Genomic DNA, 16925 nt, shown 5'->3' with positions numbered 1-16925 from the left:
ATCCTTGCTATGTTGATTTCCTTGCTATGTTGATTGATGCCCACTGCCACCTGGATTTTGAGGCGTTTGAAGATGATCGCGATGCGGTCATCGAAAATGCCAAGGCGGTGGGTGTCGAACACTTTGTAGTGCCAGCAACGACGCGTTCCTTATGGCCTAATGTGCTGGCGCTTAGTGCGCGTAAGGAGGTAAGTAGTTGTGTTGGTCTTCACCCTTACTTCATTGATGAACACACTAACCAAGATTTAGTCGCCTTGGAGCAGCTTTTCGCCGAACAGAAGGCCGAAAAACGCGTTGTGGCAGTAGGTGAGTGCGGTATCGATGGCCGTTTTACGGAGTCGCTAGATAAACAGTGGGCCTTTTTCGATGCGCAGCTAGGTTTAGCAAAACAGTTCGCTTTACCTGTTGTGGTGCACTGCGTAAAAGCGAATGATCAAGTAAGTAAACGCCTACGCCAGCTGGCGCTTCCCAATGGTGGGCTTATCCATGCTTTTTCAGGCTCTTATGAGCAGGCCGCTAAGTTTCTCGATCTAGGCTATACCTTGGGGTTGGGAGGGGCGATTACCTACGAGCGGGCACTAAGACTTCGTAACGTGGTGTCACGCTTACCTGACGATGGCTTTGTGTTAGAGACTGACAGCCCCGATATGCCGCTTAGCGGCTATCAGGGGCAACGTAATGAACCATGCAGGGTGGCAAAGGTAGCTGGCGTGGTGGCAGCACTCCGGCATCAGTCATTTGAAACAATAGCGGCACTAAGCAGTGCAAATGCTATTCGGTTATTTCAGCTGCCACATTTCAACGCCCGTTAGCCAGTTAGGCTGCTGGACAGCTGTTCAGGATCCAGGCGCTCAACGGTATAGGGCAGGTCGCAGAGAGCTATCGGATGTCCTTGCCAATAAAGGGGCGAGAGCGCTTCAATCGCTTTAGTATTTGCAACGGCGAGCATCTCAATTTGCTGGTCGCCACTAAATGCGCTGCTAACGATTTCACCTACGGTTTTATCCTGCCCATCCACTAGCGTGTCACCGACCTGGGGTAAGCTGTTAACACTGGCAGTAACGCGCACTAAGCGTTTTTTCACTTGGCCCCGGAAATGCGCCCGTGCGACGACTTCTTGTCCTGTATAGCAACCTTTTTTAAAGCTAATTCCCCCCAGCGCTTCCCAGTTCAACATTTGTGGGAGGAAGTGATCTTGCTGTGGGGCTGTTAACCAAGCCAAACCACTGCGGATATCTGCTAATTGCCACGTATTAAACGCATCTTCATCATCATTTATTTCAATGGCATTCTGTTCAGCAGAATTTTCTATACTGATTAGCCAACGCCCGTGATCTGGCTGGCATAGGGCTGTCGCTTGGTTATTGCTGTGATGGGTATAAGGTTGATCAGGAAGCGCTAAACCAAACGCTTGAGCAACCTTGTTGGCACTTTCGCTGGCGCCTACGATTAGCATCGATGACTTAGCCTGCAATTCGACGCGATAAAAAGCGGCAAATTTGGCTAAATGACTGGCGAGCATATCGATCAATGAGGTGCTCAACAGTAGCCTATAATGGTCGTTGCTGATTTTCAGTAATTGAGCATTGGCCAGCATTCTTCCCTTTGGTGTGCAAAAGCAGGTAAGAGGCGCAAAAAAGCCATTGGCTAAACTAACTTGTGCGCTTGTTTGCCCTTGCAGGAATTTCTCAGCATCTGCACCTTTGACATCTAAGGCGGCGAGGTGAGGCAAACGGACGCAGCCATTCATCTTGAGTAACGAAGAGACAGTCGCCATATAGACTCCATAAGGGAAGACAGGGTAAACGTAACGTAATCGCATTTGTGTCAAAGGTGCGGGCACTGCGGGTAGATTGCAAGGGCTCTGGCGCGTGCTAGACTTCTTTGCCTGTATCAGTTTTGCATAGTTTTCAATAGCGTACTCACTTCAATTCAGCGTAGAAAAGGGCAATGAATGGCATATCAATCATTAACGTTCCAAGGTGTCACAACAGTAGATCAGGTGAATAAGATTACCACGGCGCTGATGATGCTGGATGGCGTCGATAGTGCTGAGGTAGGGCGCCACGGAGCAGAAGTAGAAGGGCGAGCTAAGCGTGAAGCGCTTATAAAAGCGGTCGAGAAGTTAAACCTCGGTATAAAGGTTTCCTGATGCATAAGCCAATCACGATTATTAGTGAGCGTAACCATACCTTTCGTCAGCGTATTGAAGTCGATGGTTTGGAAGACCTCTATGGGGACGTACCGCCGGTAGTCGGAGGAGACGGTAGTGCACCAGACCCGCATGATTACTTTGATGTTGCCCTAGGTACCTGCAAAGCGATTACCGTGCAAATGTATGCCAGGCGCAAAGAGTGGCCGCTGGAAGGCATCACCGTTAAGGTCCAGCGCGATGATAGTGAGGAACGAAAAGGTGTCTATAAGTTAGCTGTGACGATGACTTTCCACGGCATTGATGATCCTGAACAGCGGGCAAAGCTAGAAGACATTAGCCACCGTTGCCCGATACAGCGCTTGATGACCCAGGCGACGGTAGAAATTTCTACGTTTATTGAGTAGTACACTTCCTTTTAAGGAGTAATGATGAGCAAGGAATTCCGGCTGCAGTCCAAATTTAAGCCTGCTGGTGATCAGCCCGCCGCGATACGCAGTCTGATTAGTGGGCTTGAGTCGGGGCTTGCCCATCAGACCTTATTAGGGGTAACTGGCTCGGGTAAAACGTTCACAATGGCAAATGTTGTGCAGCAGCAGCAGCGACCAACAATTGTAATGGCGCCCAATAAGACGCTAGCTGCCCAGCTATATGGTGAGTTCAAATCGTTTTTTCCGGATAACGCTGTCGAGTATTTCGTCTCTTACTACGATTATTATCAGCCAGAAGCCTATGTCCCTTCCTCAGATACCTTTATTGAGAAAGATGCCTCGATAAATGACCATATCGAGCAAATGCGCTTATCTGCTACGAAAGCGCTGCTGGAACGCCGTGATGCGCTCATCGTTGTCTCGGTATCGGCAATTTATGGTCTCGGTGATCCGGATCAGTATCTCAAGATGCGGCTGCACTTTACCCGTGGTGAGCTAATTGACCAGCGTGCATTTTTACGCCGCTTAGCCGAGCTGCAATATACCCGCAACGATATGGATTTTCGTCGAGGTACTTATCGGGTACGTGGTGATGTCATTGATATTTTTCCTGCGGACTCTGACGAGGAAGCGGTGAGGGTCGAGTTGTTTGACAACGAGGTTGATTCTATTCGCCTATTTGATCCATTAACTGGCGAGGTGCGTACCCATGTGCCTCGCATGACCATTTATCCTAAATCTCACTATGTCACTCCACGAGAAACTATTTTAGGCGCTATTGATGCGATCAAGGAGGAGCTCAAGGAGCGCCTTGAGTGGATGCGTAAGCATGAGCGTTTAGTTGAAGCGCAGCGCTTAGAGCAACGAACCCTTTACGATATTGAAATGATGCTAGAGCTTGGCTACTGCAATGGCATTGAGAACTACTCACGCTATCTTTCAGGACGCGCGCCTGGCGAGCCACCCCCAACGTTCTTTGACTATCTGCCGGATGACGCGTTGCTGTTTATTGATGAGTCTCATGTGAGTGTTCCCCAGGTTGGCGGTATGTATAAGGGCGACCGTTCTAGAAAAGAGACCCTGGTTGAATATGGCTTTCGGCTACCCTCAGCGCTAGATAACCGCCCAATGAAATTTGAAGAGTGGGAATCTATTTCGCCACAAACCATCTTTGTATCGGCAACGCCAGGTAAGTATGAAGCAGAGCATGCCAGTCAAATTGTCGAACAGGTGGTGCGCCCAACGGGATTATTAGACCCGGAGATAGAAGTTCGCCCCGCCAGTACTCAGGTTGATGACCTGCTCTCTGAAATTGGCTTACGCACCGCCGTAGGTGAGCGTGTTCTGGTGACGACGCTAACCAAACGCATGGCAGAAGATTTGACCGAATACTTTGATGAGCACGGTATCCGCGTGCGTTATTTACATTCGGATATTGATACCGTTGAGCGCGTAGAAATTATCCGCGACCTGCGTCTTGGTAAGTTCGATGTTTTAGTGGGGATCAACTTACTTAGAGAAGGCTTAGATATTCCTGAAGTGTCGCTTGTTGCCATCTTGGATGCGGATAAAGAAGGTTTTTTACGCGCTGAGCGCTCACTGATTCAAACTATTGGTCGTGCAGCCCGTAATGCCCATGGTAAAGCTATTCTATACGGTGACAAAATCACCGATTCAATGCGAAAAGCAATTGATGAAACCGAACGTCGCCGCGCCAAGCAAACCGCCCATAACGAAGAGCACGGTATCACGCCAACTACCGTGACGCGCTCTGTAGCAGATATTCTTGAGGCCGCCCAGGCACCAGGCAAGAAGAGTAGCCGTCGCCGTGGTAACGAGCGGAAAGTCGCGGAGAGTGCTGCTGAATATGATGTGGCCACGATGAGCAAACAAGATCTGTTGGAGGCCATTAGTAAGCTAGAAGACGCCATGTTTGAAGCTGCGCAAAACCTGGAATTTGAAGAAGCGGCGAGGCTTCGTGATCAGCTTCATAAAATGCAAGAAAAACAGCTGGCGCTGGGGTAAACGATGCCTGAAGGCCCTGAAATCCGCCGTGCAGCAGATAGAATTGAGAAGCAGATAGGTGGCAAACATCTTGACGATGCGTGGTTTGCATTTCCTGAACTCGCCGTACAAACGGCTTCATTAATTGGTCAGCGGGTTCAGGCAGTCGACACGTGGGGCAAAGCCATGCTCATCCGTTTTGCAGACCATCGTGTGCTGTATTCTCACAATCAGCTTTATGGCGTATGGAAGCTGCATAGCGAAAATAAGCTGCCAAGCACGAAAAGATCGTTACGTGTTCGGCTGGTTGCTGAGGGCAGGGTGGCCAGTCTTTACAGTGCATCTGATATTTCGCTGTGGCATGAGAGCGAGCTAAACCACCATCCTTTCTTGTCGCGCCTTGGGCCTGATTTATTAAGTCAAAATATATCTCCTAATGATGTGAAACAACGTCTGACTGATCCCGTGTTCATGCGCAGAAGCCTTGGTGCGTTGTTGCTTGATCAAGGGCTTGTCGCAGGGTTAGGAAATTACTTGCGGTCAGAAATTCTTTTTTTATCTAACGTGCACCCTAAGAAGCGCCCCGTTGACTTAACGGAAAATCAGTTAGACCTGCTCGCCACTATGATCGTGGAAACGACCCATCAGGCGTATTTAGAAGCGGGAGTTACTAATCGCAAGGCATGGATTAAACAGGCTATTGCCGCTGGTGAGCCACGCCGACAATGGCGTTTTAGCGTATTTGAACGCGCTGGCCTTTCCTGCCACCGCTGTGGTTCGGTTATCGAACGCATTATGGTCGGTTCTCGCCGTTTATATTTATGTCCGACATGCCAATCTTTAGCCCAATAACTTATACCGTTATCCTATCTATCAGAATCAACATCAGACTAATGCCCTAGTAACCAGAGGTAGGTTAACCGTGGTTGTGGCTGCCGCATAAAGGGCAATACGGTATACTTACCCTACATCTAGACGGCCGATATAAAGGCCGCAGCCAAGACGATAACCGAGGAGCTGTTTGTCCATGACCGTGATTCGCCAGGACGACGTCATTCAGAGCGTTGCCGATGCTCTGCAGTACATCTCTTACTACCACCCTAAAGATTTCATTGATGCAATGTCAGCCGCTTACGAGCGTGAAGAGAATCCCGCTGCGAAAGATGCGATTGCACAAATCTTAATTAACTCAAGAATGTGTGCTACTGGACATCGCCCAATTTGCCAAGATACGGGCATTGTGACGGTGTTCGTTCACGTTGGTATGAACGTTACCTGGGACGCCGAGCTAAGTCTTGATGACATGATTAATGAAGGCGTGCGCCGCGCGTATCAGTTGCCTGATAACGTGCTGCGTGCTTCTGTTCTCGCTGATCCCGACGGTAAGCGAGCCAATACTAAAGACAATACACCCGCGATTATTCACCATTCGATTGTGCCTGGCGATAAGGTTGATATCCATGTAGCCGCAAAGGGCGGTGGTAGCGAAGCCAAATCTAAGTTTGCGATGCTAAACCCATCCGATAGTGTTGTGGACTGGGTGATGGAGCAGTTACCTAAAATGGGCGCAGGTTGGTGTCCTCCGGGTATGCTGGGTATTGGTATCGGCGGTACCGCTGAAAAAGCGATGATGATTGCCAAAGAAGCGCTACTCGACCCTATTGATATTCAAGAGCTGCAGGCACGCGGGCCCAGCAATCGCGCCGAAGAGCTGCGCCTGGAACTGTTCGATAAAGTGAATAAGAGCGGTATTGGTGCTCAAGGGTTAGGCGGCTTAACCACCGTGCTGGATATCAAGGTTAAAGACTACCCAACTCATGCGGCCAATAAGCCTGTGGCAATTATTCCCAACTGCGCAGCCACGCGTCATGCCCATTTCACGCTCGATGGCAGTGGTCCAGTGGCACTACCTGCTCCTACACTTGAAGATTGGCCAGAAATTACTCGGGAAGCTGGTGACAACGTTAAACGCGTTAATCTTGATACGGTTACTCCTGAAGAAGTAAAAACGTGGCAGCCGGGCGATACGCTATTGCTTAATGGTAAGCTATTAACAGGCCGTGACGCAGCGCATAAACGTATGGTGGATATGATCGCCAAAGGCGAGCCGTTACCGGTTGATATGAGAGGCCGCTTTATTTACTACGTGGGTCCTGTTGATCCTGTAGGTGACGAAGTTGTTGGCCCCGCTGGGCCGACCACTGCCACTCGAATGGATAAATTTACCCGCACAATGCTTGAAGAGACAGGCTTGCTTGGCATGGTTGGTAAAGCGGAGCGTGGACAGACCGCTATTGATGCTATTCGAGATAACCAAGCAGTTTATTTGATGGCAGTTGGTGGCTCTGCCTACCTTGTTGCCCAGGCAATTAAGAAGTCACGTGTCGTTGGTTTTGAAGATCTAGGAATGGAAGCGATCTACGAATTTGAAGTGGAAGATATGCCGGTCACTGTCGCTGTCGACAGTCAAGGAACCTCCGTCCACCAGACAGGTCCTGCCAAATGGAAGGAGATCATCGCTCAAAAGGCGTAGCATACTGATGGCGTACAACCGCAATCAGTGACAAATAAGCCCCGTCTCACGCGGGGCTTTTGTGCATTAGCAGTGAAATAATCTGATAAACAGCTCACTTCATAGCGAGGAATAGGCAATGACCTCATGGTTGCTAGGGACCGGCATTATGTTGATACATCTATTAGGTATTGTGTCAGCGGTCATGGCGCTTATGTCGAGCAGAACGTCTCAGGGGGCTGTCGCCTGGATTATTTCACTATTAACGTTTCCTTATGTGGCGCTGCCTGCGTATTGGTTTTTCGGTCGCCCACGTTTTTATGGCTATGTAACAGCAAGAGGGGCACGAGATAACGTACTACGCCGAGTACTGGTACGCTATCGACACAACATTAAGCCGCATCTTTCATCGCCGACAAGCACCGATATTCAGGCAGTTGAGCAGTTGGCAATGATGCCGTTGACAAAAGGCAATAGTGCCGACTTGTTGATTGATGGTGAAGCTACCTTCACAAGCCTTTTTGAAGGTATTGATCAGGCAAAAGATTATCTGCTGCTGCAGTTTTTCATTGTGCGTAACGATGCTTTAGGCAAACGTTTGCAGCATCATTTGATTAAAGCTGCACAACGAGGTGTGCGTATATATTTTCTATACGATGAAGTGGGTAGTCGAAAACTCAACGACGGCTTTTTAAATGAGATGATGAAAGAAGGCATAGAAGTAAAAGCATTTCGTTCTTCTCGTGGTTTCAAACATCGCTTTCAGCTTAATTTTCGCAATCATCGCAAAATAGCAGTCGTGGATGGTAAGCAGGGCTGGGTAGGTGGTTTTAATGTTGGTGTAGAATACCTTGGGCAAAATCCACGTCATGGCCCCTGGCGTGATACCCATTTAGCGCTTAGTGGACCGTGTGTTTTAGGTCTACAGGAGGCTTTTTGGGAAGATTGGCATTGGGCAACGGGGGAGGTCATTACCCTAAATTGGCATGCGGAAAGCCATCCGCAAGATGATCACCATGTCGTTATTGTGCCATCCGGCCCGGCCGATAAACAGGACACAGCTAGCCTTTTAATCCAGCAGTTAATTCATAGTGCTAATGAAAGATTCTGGGTAACTAGCCCATACTTCGTACCAGATCAAGGAGTACAGGATGCACTCAGACTGGCTGCCATGCGGGGAGTAGATGTGCGAGTCATGATTCCTGAGCGCCCTGATCATCTACTGGTTTTTCTATCTGCATTTTCATTTCTGCCTGATATGTTGAGGGCAGGCGTGAAAATATACCGTTATCTTCCTGGGTTTTTACACCAAAAGGTCATGCTTATTGACAGCAATGCTGCAACCGTCGGCACAATAAACCTGGATAATCGGTCTTTTAGGCTTAACTTTGAAATAACAGCTTTCATACCTAGCACAGCGTTTGCTAATCAAGTACATGCCATGCTGGAGCAAGACTTTGCTCAGTGTAGACGCGTTACAATTGATGAAATTAGCCAGCGCCCAATGTGGAAGAAAGTGATTTCCCGTGCGGCATATTTAACCGCACCTATTCAGTAATCAATAATAACCCTGCACGCCGCTAACAACGATTAGGCACAAGGAGTTTTGGGTGAATTTAGAAACAAAATGGCTCGAGGATTTCGTTGCGTTAGCGAATACACGAAGTTTTTCGGCATCTGCCAGGCAGCGCCATGTTACTCAGCCTGCCTTCAGCCGCCGTATTCGTGCACTTGAACAAGCGGTAGGGGTCATCTTAGTAGATCGTTCCACAACACCGATTGGCCTCACCTCAGAGGGCCAGTTGTTTTTGATCACCGCACGCAACCTAGTGGAGCAATTGAACGAGTCATTAAGCCATCTCCGAGGAGTTTCTATTGCGAATGAAGCGCTTGATATTGTCGCGGCTCATTCACTCGCTTTAAGCTTTTACCCGCCCTGGATTTCTCGATTGCAAAAAGGCTTGGGTGAACTGCCTACTCGATTGGTCGCTATGAACGTTGGAGAGGCTATCCATGTTTTGCGCGAAGGTAACTGTGATCTGATGTTGGCATATTATGACCCCTTTGCCACTATGCAGCTGGACGCAGAAGTTTTTCCCTCTTTCTCTATTGGCCAAGTGAAAATGTTGCCAGTTTCACTGCCTGATGAAGACGGCAAACCGCTTTTCTCGATTCAAAATGACAGCTCAATTCCCTATTTAGCTTATACGCAGGGTGCATTTCTGGGGCGAAGCGTACGCATGCTGCTCAAAAACGATCCATTACGACTGAAACTGCGCACGGTTTATGAAACGGCCATGGCAGAAGGATTAAAAGGCATGGTACTTCAAGGGGTCGGCGTTGCTTGGATTCCTGATTTTTGTATTCGTGAAGAGCTCAAAACCGGCAAATTAGTCAGGGCTGGCGACGAAAACTGGGATATTCCTCTAGAAATTAGACTTTACCGATGCTCGTTAGTCCATAAGCCCGGTGTAGAGCGTCTTTGGCGTCAAATGATGAAGTTGCCTCGCGATTTTCTGCAGGCATAGCCTGCAGAAAATGCAGGAAAGTTAGAAAATAACCTAGATTTTAAAATGTGCCTAAATCTGCCGGTAATCCAAGGAAGTTTTGAATAATAAAAAAGTGATCTTCAAATAAACTTTCAGGCTCTAGGTCAGCAAGCGCGACCCAGCGGGCATGGTCACCGCCTTTGACTGGCTTCAAGCGGGGCAACTGCTGATCAGGCCTGAGAGCAAAATAAAAAGCTTCGGCTAGCGTTCGTCCACGCCAACTGCGATGAGGTTCATCAAACAAACGTTGTCCGCGTAACGAACCCTTTAAAACGGGCTCGGGTACTTTAAGTCTTAAACGCTCACGAAGCTCCCTTAAACAAGCATCCAATAGACGCTCATGGGGGTTAATGAAACCTCCGGGTAATGCAAAAAGTCCTTTACCTGGCGCAGCCGTGCGCTTCACTAACAAAATATGGCCCGATTGGACAACAACCGCATTAACGGTCACAAAAATTGGCGGGTAGGGGGCTTGTGCCCAAGCCTGCTTATATTGATCGAGTAGTTGCTGCTCTTCAAGCAGGCAATGATAAGCAATACCTTTGCAAAACTTATCAACGCTTTTGACGACTTCAGGTGGTAAATCGTGGTAAGCGCCTGTGCTCAAATAGTCATCGGTAGAGCCTGGGGAGCGAAACAGCCGTTCACGTATTTGACTCGCTGAAATTCCCTCAACAAGCGGAACACTGACGGATTCCCATTGAGGGAATAGCGACAAATAATAGCTTGATTGCCCCCTGCTTGCGCCAATCAAACCGATACGAGGTAAGCGAGCGTTTGCAGGGGAGGTCAAATCACGCACTTTTCGCTGTACATCACGTACCCACACATCATCGTTGTAAAGCGCATCAAGTAGAGGAGTAATTTCCAGGCGTTGATTGTCTTGCTCATCAAACCCAGAACGAATCATTGCTTGTCGCTCATCAAACTTCCACGGGTTGCGCAAAGAACGTGCCTGCCAAGCAGAGCCAACTAATACGATGACTTGACGGGCCTGTTTTAACGCCTCTCGGATAATGGCAAGGTGGCCAAGGTGGGGAGGCTGAAAACGACCAATAAACACCAAGCAATCAAAGTCGTAAGCCGTATCAGATTTGACAGCATCCGAATTCATAACGCTTCCTTGGTCGTAGGTGAGAAAGTAGGAAAGAAAAGGGGGATCATTATGAAGTGGGCAGTTAAGGTGCGCAATGTGTCTCCGCCTGCGCTCAACGTTTTAGTTCGGTATGATTGTAAGATGTATCTTGCGCTAGTGCTTGATAGGGACACTCTTCTGTTAAGGGAATGAATATGCTGAAAAAAACGATCACTTTTTGGTGGAATGTGGTTCAAGATGCAACGGCGTTATGGCTTGAGCGAAATGCCTTCAGCTATGCAGGATCGTTAGCGTTTTACACGCTATTCTCTTTGGCGCCTACCGTTATTATCGCGGTAACAGTGATAGGTGTTGTGCTGGGTGAAGATGCTGCTCAAGGCCAAATTGTTGCTCAGCTTCAGGACACGTTAGGCGCTGACGCTGCACTTGCGATTGAGCAGGCCGTTGCCCAATCACGTATCGAAGAGTCAGGTATCTTGCCAACAATACTTGGTTTTGTAGCCTTGTTGGTTGGGGCCACGACCGTGTTTGCTCAGATGCAATTTTCGCTCAATACCATATGGGGCGTCACTGCAAAGCCCACCTCCAATAGCGCCCTTATCTTTATAAAGAATCGTTTACTTTCCTTAACGGTTGTTTTGTCTATTGGCTTCATCCTACTGGTATCGTTAGTGTTGGGGGTTATCTTACGGGGTATGCTCCACGGAGCTGGCAATTTATTACCCTATGCCAGCTTATTAACTACATCGCTTGAATCATTAATTTCACTGGCGATGGTGGCGTTATTATTCGCGACTATTTTCAAAGTATTGCCTGATGTTGTTCTCCGTTGGCAAGATGTGCTGATTGGCGCGGTAGTAACCGCTGTGCTGTTTACAATTGGGCGCAGCGTTATTGCTGTTTATTTGGCTTATACCGCCACAGCGTCGACCTATGGCGCAGCGGGGTCTGTTGTGATGATTTTGTTATGGGTATATTACAGTTCGCTAATTTTACTATTTGGCGCTGCTTTTACTCGCTCCTTGCTACTCCGTCGTGGACGGCCATTAGTGCCACGCAATAGTGCAGTGCTAGTGAAGCGCGAATTGGTATAAAACGAAAGTTGTTAAAAAAAGATGGATAGATAATTCTGAAGAGAGCGTGTTTAAAAAGCGCGAGTATCAACAGGATTCAGCTTGAGAAATGTACAAGCTGAATCCTATAAGCACTATCTTGTAAGTACTATTTTTACAAACACTGAGAGGACAGTTTATGTCGACTTGTTGTGTGCGTGCCTATGTAACGGGGAAAGTGCAGGGAGTATGGTTTCGGCGTTCAACACACGAACAAGCGCTTCAACGAGGGCTAACAGGTTACGCAAAAAATTTAGCTGATGGGCGGGTAGAAGTGGTGCTATGCGGTAATTCAACTGCCGTAGCTTCGCTTACTGAATGGTTATGGCAGGGCCCGAAAGGAGCGCAGGTAACCCATGTCACTATTGAAGTGCTGGATGGCCACCGCGCTCCCGATCATTTTGCGACCTACTAATCGGCGCTTAATACGTTTGTTTCAGTTTGCCATTGCTTAATATTATCTGCAGTGAGTGCCACGATGTTCTGACGAGCCTCAGGTGTAATCCAAGCATTGTGTGGGGTCACGATCAAATTAAGTGCCTCACCTTCTGCTAACGAGGTTAATAGAGGATGTCCTTCTTTCGGCGGCTCAGTGGGGAGCACATCAACCGCTAACCCTCCAATCTTGCCAGCACGAAGCGCCTCAAGCGCAGCCTCTTCATCGATGATGCCGCCCCGAGCACAATTGACGAGTAGCAGTGATGACTTAGCGTTTGCCAATCGTGTGCGATTAATAAGGTGCTTAGTTGTTTCGTTAAGCGGGCAATGCAAGCTAATAATATCTGCCGTCGGTAATAAATCGTCGAGAGAGGGCCGCTTGTCGTTTGATTCATTGCCAGGACGAGCAGCAAATGTAACCTTCATCCCAAACGCTTCAGCTAAACGTGCCACTTCTGAGCCAAGCTCACCTTGCCCCACCATCACCAGATGCTTATTGGAAAGCTGCAATGTTGAGTGAGCTTGTAAGCAAAAGAAATCGCTGCGCTGCCATTCGCCGCGAGCGATATCGGCTTGGTAACGTGGCAATCGGTTTGCCAGTGTCAGCATTAACATTAATGTGTGCTGAGAAACGCTAGCTGTTCCGTAGGCGGTGACGTTCTTTACAATAATGTTTTGGGCTTTAGCTGTGTCGAGATCAATATTGTTAAGCCCAGTAGCCAACACACATATAAGCTTGAGTTTAGGCAAGGCTGATAGTGTTTCTGCGTTCATTACAACCTTGTTGACGATCGCTATGTCCGCATCTGACAAGCGCTCACTTGCCTGTTCGGCAGTGCTTTGCTGATACACCTCTAAATGACTAACAAGGTCTCGAATTGCTGTTAGATTGATATCCGCGCCTAAGCTCTCGGCATCCAGCATTACCGCATTGGGCATTTTTCTTTTCTCCATTATCTGCCGAAAGGCACTTGGCCTTGCTCAGCAGGGGGCACAAAAGGGTATAATGTGTTGCTCTATCAACCGCAGTCTTGGAATTTATCCCAGCAGGCCACATATTCTTTGCCTGGCAAGCGTTGGATTTGCCACTAGTTTATACAAACTTAGCCTGTCGGAGTTGAGCTTTTCAGGAGTTATCAACATGCCCATCTATGAGTACGAGTGCAAGGCCTGCGGTCATCGCATGGAAAAATTGCAGAAAATTAGCGCAGATCCACTGAAGGATTGCCCCGCGTGCCAGCGAGCCAGTCTTGAACGCTTGGTCTCAGCTGCTGGTTTCCGCCTTGCTGGTGGCGGTTGGTATGAAACCGATTTTAAAACAGGAAGTAAGAAAAACTTGGCAGCAGAAGGCCAATCTACTTCTAGCACTGGTGCCACAAGCGATACCAGTAGCGCATCAACGAAAAAGGGCGCCGCGGCTTAGCCGCGGTTGTCAGGGTCAGAACGGCCCACGACAATCTCATTGCCACGTAACAGAACAGGATTAGACATGCGCAGCCATTATTGCGGCCAGCTTAACGAAACTTTGGTGGAACAAACGGTCACTGTCTGCGGTTGGGTTCATCGCCGCCGTGATCATGGTGGGGTCATCTTTTTGGATATGCGCGATCGCGATGGCATCGCTCAGTTCGTTGTCGACCCAGATACCGCCGAGGCATTTGCTAATGCTGACCGTGCTCGCAGTGAGTACGTGCTTCGTATTACTGGCCGTGTTCGGTTGCGCCCCGAAGGAACGCAAAACCCCAACATGCCAACAGGCATGATTGAGGTATTAGCTAAAGAGGTGGAGGTGCTCAACACCGCTGCCACACCCCCTTTTCAGCTAGATGAGCATAATAAAGTAGGTGAAGAAGTTCGCTTGAAGCACCGCTATATTGATCTTCGTCGTCCGGATATGATTGAAAAGCTACGCTTGCGTTCGCGTATTTCTCATAACGTTCGCGCCTATTTGGAAAATCAAGGTTTCCTGGATATTGAAACGCCGGTATTGACTCGCGCAACGCCGGAAGGTGCCCGCGACTACCTCGTTCCTAGCCGAACACATGCCGGTAGCTTCTTTGCACTACCTCAGTCGCCTCAGCTATTTAAGCAGCTGTTAATGGTGGCCGGTTTTGATCGCTACTACCAGATTGCTAAATGCTTCCGTGATGAAGATCTGCGGGCTGATCGCCAGCCTGAGTTTACGCAAATCGATATCGAGGCGTCTTTTGTTGAAGAAGACGACATCATGGGTATTACCGAAGCCATGATTCGTCAACTCTTCCAGGAAGTGCTAAGCGTTGAGCTTCCTGAGTTCCCACGGATGACTTGGCAAGAAGCAATGGATCGCTTTGGCTCTGATAAGCCCGATCTGCGCATTCCGTTAGAATTGACCGATGTCGATGACTTGATGCAGCAGGTTGATTTCAAGGTCTTCTCAGGCCCTGCAAGTGCGGAGGATGGTCGCGTTGCGGCGTTGAAAGTGCCGGGCGGCGCCAAACTGTCTCGTAAAGAAATCGACGAATATACTAAATTTGTTGGCATTTACGGTGCAAAAGGACTGGCGTGGATTAAAGTCAATGAGCGCGCCAAAGGGCTTGAAGGTCTTCAATCCCCCATTGTTAAGTTCATGGAAAATGTGGTTGAAGAGCTGCTTGATCGCGTAGGCGCTGAAGATGGCGATATCATTTTCTTTGGTGCGGATAAAGCGCGCATCGTCAATGAGGCCATTGGTGCATTGCGCGTCAAGTTAGGTGCCGACCTTGAGCTTTACACCCAGGCGTGGGCGCCGTTATGGGTTGTCGATTTCCCGATGTTTGAAGCGGACGACAACGGTCGCCTCAGCCCATTACATCACCCGTTTACCGCACCTTCTTGCTCGCCAGAAGCGCTAAAAACTGATCCAGCAAAGGCCTTGTCACGTGCTTACGATATGGTGCTTAACGGAACCGAGCTAGGGGGTGGTTCCATTCGTATTCACGATCAAACCATGCAAAGCACTGTCTTTGAAATTTTGGGCATTGGTCAAGAGGAAGCACAAGAAAAATTTGGCTTCCTGCTGGATGCACTGCAATACGGCGCGCCTCCCCATGGCGGCTTAGCGTTCGGTTTAGATCGTTTAGTGATGCTGATGGCTGGAGCTAAGACAATTCGTGAAGTAATTGCCTTCCCGAAAACCCAAAGTGCCGGCTGTTTAATGACGGATGCACCAGGTGAAGTCAGCTCAGATCAGTTGAAAGACTTAAACATCCGTCTGCGCCAAAAAGCGAAAGCAGAGACCGCCAGCGAATAATCGCTCAGCGCTGCTTTGTCGTTCAGCAACGGGAAGCTCGGAAACAAGTAGTTCAGCACCGACGTTTAGGCGTCGGTGTTTTTGTTTGAACCGCTCGCTACCAATAGGACAGGTGCCATGGATGAAAAAAAGCCCGCTCCTGTAATTAGGATTTTGGGTATCGACCCAGGTTCGCGTATTACGGGCTATGGTGTCATCGATTTAATGGGTGTTAAGCCTCATTATGTCGCCAGTGGCTGCATTAGGACGACCGATGGCCCTTTAGAGCAGCGTTTGGCGCAAATTTATGCAGGTTTAAGTGAAGTAGTGGGGCTGCATCGGCCCGATGCAGTTGCCATTGAGCGAGTTTTTATGGCTAAAAACCCCGATTCAGCGCTGAAGCTTGGTCAAGCGCGGGGCACGGCTCTCGTCTGCATCGCGAATCACGGTTTGAACATTGCAGAGTACGCAGCAAGGCAGATCAAGCAAGCTGTTACTGGCCAGGGAGGTGCGGAGAAAAGTCAGGTGCAGCATATGGTCACTGCTATTCTGAAGCTTTCTTCGACGCCACAGGCTGATGCTGCGGATGCACTAGCTATCGCACTTACCCATGCGTATGCAGGACATGGCTTGCTTGCTGCACCCTCTAAGGGACGTCGCCAGCGCAGCACAGGGCGGTGGCGGCTTTAGCTGCTTACTGGTCATTTGTACAGAGTATCTTTATAGTAAATGACAGCTTTTTATTATTGCGAGCATACACATGATCGGTCGTATTAATGGTTTTTTGTTAGAAAAACACCCCCCTTGGATTGTGGTTGATGTGCATGGTGTCGGTTACGAGCTTGAAGCCTCTATGAATACCCTAGTGGCACTTCCAGCGGTAGGAGAGAGCGTATCCATGTATACGCATCTTACGATTCGTGATGACGCCCATTTGCTCTACGGCTTTGGCCGTGAACAAGAGCGCGCACTTTTTCGTGCTCTAATCAAAGTCAACGGCGTAGGGCCAAAACTAGCGCTAGCCATCCTTTCTGGAATGGACGAAGCCGCCTTTATGCGCTGCGTCCGTGACGACGATAGCAAAGCACTGACGAAACTCCCGGGCGTTGGTAAAAAAACCGCCGAGCGGTTAATTATTGAAATGCGTGACCGTTTCCCTGAGTGGGAGAACGCGGCGGATGCGCCCCTCGCGTTAGAAGCGGCCAATGGTGAACCTACCCCCCGTGACACGTTGGCAGATGCGGAGGCTGCTCTGGTGAGCTTGGGCTATAAACTCACTGAAGCCTCAAAAATGCTGGCTGACATTGATCCAAAGCAGTCAACAGAGGCGATTATTAAAGCCGCGCTGACAAAACGCATGACAGGGTAACAATGTGGGTTA

Annotated in this window: 17 protein-coding genes; 14 read left to right on the top strand and 3 right to left on the bottom strand. The window is 48.9% G+C overall.

What is annotated here, in order from left to right; all coding sequences use genetic code 11:
- Window positions 1-26 precede the first annotated feature (26 nt).
- Window positions 27-812, top strand: coding sequence for a TatD family hydrolase (locus tag B6A39_RS09275; RefSeq protein ID WP_083004426.1), 786 nt, complete (start codon window positions 27-29; stop codon window positions 810-812).
- On the opposite strand, the gene ygfZ is transcribed toward B6A39_RS09275, so the two are convergent.
- The gene (gene ygfZ / locus B6A39_RS09270; RefSeq protein WP_083004421.1) at window positions 809-1777 is read right to left on the bottom strand and encodes a CAF17-like 4Fe-4S cluster assembly/insertion protein YgfZ; all 969 of its coding nucleotides are present in this window, start codon (window positions 1775-1777) and stop codon (window positions 809-811) included. The genes B6A39_RS09275 and ygfZ overlap by 4 nt on opposite strands.
- A gap of 177 nt (window positions 1778-1954) precedes the next feature.
- Between ygfZ and B6A39_RS09265 the strand changes: the two genes are divergently transcribed.
- The 7 genes from B6A39_RS09265 (at window position 1955) to B6A39_RS09235 (ending at window position 9627) form a co-directional block, all read left to right on the top strand.
- Window positions 1955-2152 carry a hypothetical protein gene (locus B6A39_RS09265; protein WP_038484371.1) on the top strand — a complete coding sequence of 66 codons (198 nt, stop codon included), beginning with the start codon at window positions 1955-1957 and terminating at the stop codon, window positions 2150-2152.
- Window positions 2152-2559: an OsmC family protein gene (locus B6A39_RS09260; RefSeq protein WP_083004417.1), complete on the top strand. Its 408-nt coding sequence runs from the start codon at window positions 2152-2154 to the stop codon at window positions 2557-2559. The genes B6A39_RS09265 and B6A39_RS09260 overlap by 1 nt, the downstream gene beginning before the upstream one ends.
- Before the next feature lie 24 nt (window positions 2560-2583).
- Entirely contained in the window at window positions 2584-4608 is a 2025-nt protein-coding gene (gene uvrB / locus B6A39_RS09255; protein ID WP_083004412.1) for an excinuclease ABC subunit UvrB, read from the top strand.
- A gap of 3 nt (window positions 4609-4611) precedes the next feature.
- Window positions 4612-5439, top strand: a complete 828-nt coding sequence (gene nei / locus B6A39_RS09250; RefSeq protein ID WP_083004409.1) for an endonuclease VIII — start codon at window positions 4612-4614, stop codon at window positions 5437-5439.
- 175 nt (window positions 5440-5614) lie between these two features.
- Entirely contained in the window at window positions 5615-7120 is a 1506-nt protein-coding gene (locus B6A39_RS09245; protein ID WP_083004406.1) for a fumarate hydratase, read from the top strand.
- 118 nt (window positions 7121-7238) lie between these two features.
- Window positions 7239-8657, top strand: coding sequence for a cardiolipin synthase (cls, locus tag B6A39_RS09240; protein ID WP_083004402.1), 1419 nt, complete (start codon window positions 7239-7241; stop codon window positions 8655-8657).
- Between the two features lie 52 nt (window positions 8658-8709).
- On the top strand, window positions 8710-9627 hold the full coding sequence (locus B6A39_RS09235; protein WP_083004399.1) for a LysR substrate-binding domain-containing protein: 918 nt from the start codon (window positions 8710-8712) through the stop codon (window positions 9625-9627).
- 40 nt (window positions 9628-9667) lie between these two features.
- Here the strand turns inward: B6A39_RS09235 and B6A39_RS09230 are convergent, their stop codons facing one another.
- A complete protein-coding gene (locus B6A39_RS09230; protein ID WP_083004396.1) occupies window positions 9668-10762 on the bottom strand; it encodes a bifunctional nicotinamide-nucleotide adenylyltransferase/Nudix hydroxylase in 1095 nt (364 codons plus the stop codon).
- A gap of 176 nt (window positions 10763-10938) precedes the next feature.
- Between B6A39_RS09230 and B6A39_RS09225 the strand changes: the two genes are divergently transcribed.
- Complete coding sequence (locus B6A39_RS09225; RefSeq protein WP_083004393.1) at window positions 10939-11838, top strand: YihY/virulence factor BrkB family protein; 900 nt, start codon at window positions 10939-10941, stop codon at window positions 11836-11838.
- A gap of 157 nt (window positions 11839-11995) precedes the next feature.
- Window positions 11996-12271 carry an acylphosphatase gene (gene yccX, locus B6A39_RS09220; protein ID WP_083004390.1) on the top strand — a complete coding sequence of 92 codons (276 nt, stop codon included), beginning with the start codon at window positions 11996-11998 and terminating at the stop codon, window positions 12269-12271.
- On the opposite strand, the gene B6A39_RS09215 is transcribed toward yccX, so the two are convergent.
- Window positions 12268-13233: a D-2-hydroxyacid dehydrogenase gene (locus B6A39_RS09215; RefSeq protein ID WP_083004386.1), complete on the bottom strand. Its 966-nt coding sequence runs from the start codon at window positions 13231-13233 to the stop codon at window positions 12268-12270. The genes yccX and B6A39_RS09215 overlap by 4 nt on opposite strands.
- A gap of 202 nt (window positions 13234-13435) precedes the next feature.
- Here B6A39_RS09215 and B6A39_RS09210 point away from each other — a divergent pair, with 202 nt between their 5' ends.
- The 4 genes from B6A39_RS09210 (at window position 13436) to ruvA (ending at window position 16913) form a co-directional block, all read left to right on the top strand.
- A complete protein-coding gene (locus B6A39_RS09210) occupies window positions 13436-13717 on the top strand; it encodes an FmdB family zinc ribbon protein (RefSeq protein WP_038484338.1) in 282 nt (93 codons plus the stop codon).
- A gap of 66 nt (window positions 13718-13783) precedes the next feature.
- On the top strand, window positions 13784-15565 hold the full coding sequence (gene aspS / locus B6A39_RS09205) for an aspartate--tRNA ligase (protein ID WP_083004383.1): 1782 nt from the start codon (window positions 13784-13786) through the stop codon (window positions 15563-15565).
- Window positions 15566-15682: 117 nt separating this feature from the next.
- The gene (ruvC, locus tag B6A39_RS09200; protein WP_083004380.1) at window positions 15683-16234 is read left to right on the top strand and encodes a crossover junction endodeoxyribonuclease RuvC; all 552 of its coding nucleotides are present in this window, start codon (window positions 15683-15685) and stop codon (window positions 16232-16234) included.
- Window positions 16235-16304: 70 nt separating this feature from the next.
- Window positions 16305-16913, top strand: a complete 609-nt coding sequence (gene ruvA / locus B6A39_RS09195) for a Holliday junction branch migration protein RuvA (RefSeq protein ID WP_083004376.1) — start codon at window positions 16305-16307, stop codon at window positions 16911-16913.
- Window positions 16914-16925: the final 12 nt, after the last annotated feature.

The sequence above is a fragment of the Halomonas sp. GT genome, from assembly GCF_002082565.1.
Classification (GTDB): domain Bacteria; phylum Pseudomonadota; class Gammaproteobacteria; order Pseudomonadales; family Halomonadaceae; genus Vreelandella.
Note: the sequence above shows the minus strand (reverse complement) of the source record. Positions and strands in the feature narration are given on the sequence as shown.

Coding starts and splice junctions, on each gene's coding strand:
- B6A39_RS09275 (WP_083004426.1), top strand. CDS start 27: ATGTTGATTGATGCCCACTGCCACCTGGATTTTGAGGCGTTTGAAGAT.
- ygfZ (WP_083004421.1), bottom strand. CDS start 1,777: ATGGCGACTGTCTCTTCGTTACTCAAGATGAATGGCTGCGTCCGTTTG.
- B6A39_RS09265 (WP_038484371.1), top strand. CDS start 1,955: ATGGCATATCAATCATTAACGTTCCAAGGTGTCACAACAGTAGATCAG.
- B6A39_RS09260 (WP_083004417.1), top strand. CDS start 2,152: ATGCATAAGCCAATCACGATTATTAGTGAGCGTAACCATACCTTTCGT.
- uvrB (WP_083004412.1), top strand. CDS start 2,584: ATGAGCAAGGAATTCCGGCTGCAGTCCAAATTTAAGCCTGCTGGTGAT.
- nei (WP_083004409.1), top strand. CDS start 4,612: ATGCCTGAAGGCCCTGAAATCCGCCGTGCAGCAGATAGAATTGAGAAG.
- B6A39_RS09245 (WP_083004406.1), top strand. CDS start 5,615: ATGACCGTGATTCGCCAGGACGACGTCATTCAGAGCGTTGCCGATGCT.
- cls (WP_083004402.1), top strand. CDS start 7,239: ATGACCTCATGGTTGCTAGGGACCGGCATTATGTTGATACATCTATTA.
- B6A39_RS09230 (WP_083004396.1), bottom strand. CDS start 10,762: ATGAATTCGGATGCTGTCAAATCTGATACGGCTTACGACTTTGATTGC.
- B6A39_RS09225 (WP_083004393.1), top strand. CDS start 10,939: ATGCTGAAAAAAACGATCACTTTTTGGTGGAATGTGGTTCAAGATGCA.
- yccX (WP_083004390.1), top strand. CDS start 11,996: ATGTCGACTTGTTGTGTGCGTGCCTATGTAACGGGGAAAGTGCAGGGA.
- B6A39_RS09215 (WP_083004386.1), bottom strand. CDS start 13,233: ATGCCCAATGCGGTAATGCTGGATGCCGAGAGCTTAGGCGCGGATATC.
- B6A39_RS09210 (WP_038484338.1), top strand. CDS start 13,436: ATGCCCATCTATGAGTACGAGTGCAAGGCCTGCGGTCATCGCATGGAA.
- aspS (WP_083004383.1), top strand. CDS start 13,784: ATGCGCAGCCATTATTGCGGCCAGCTTAACGAAACTTTGGTGGAACAA.
- ruvC (WP_083004380.1), top strand. CDS start 15,683: ATGGATGAAAAAAAGCCCGCTCCTGTAATTAGGATTTTGGGTATCGAC.
- ruvA (WP_083004376.1), top strand. CDS start 16,305: ATGATCGGTCGTATTAATGGTTTTTTGTTAGAAAAACACCCCCCTTGG.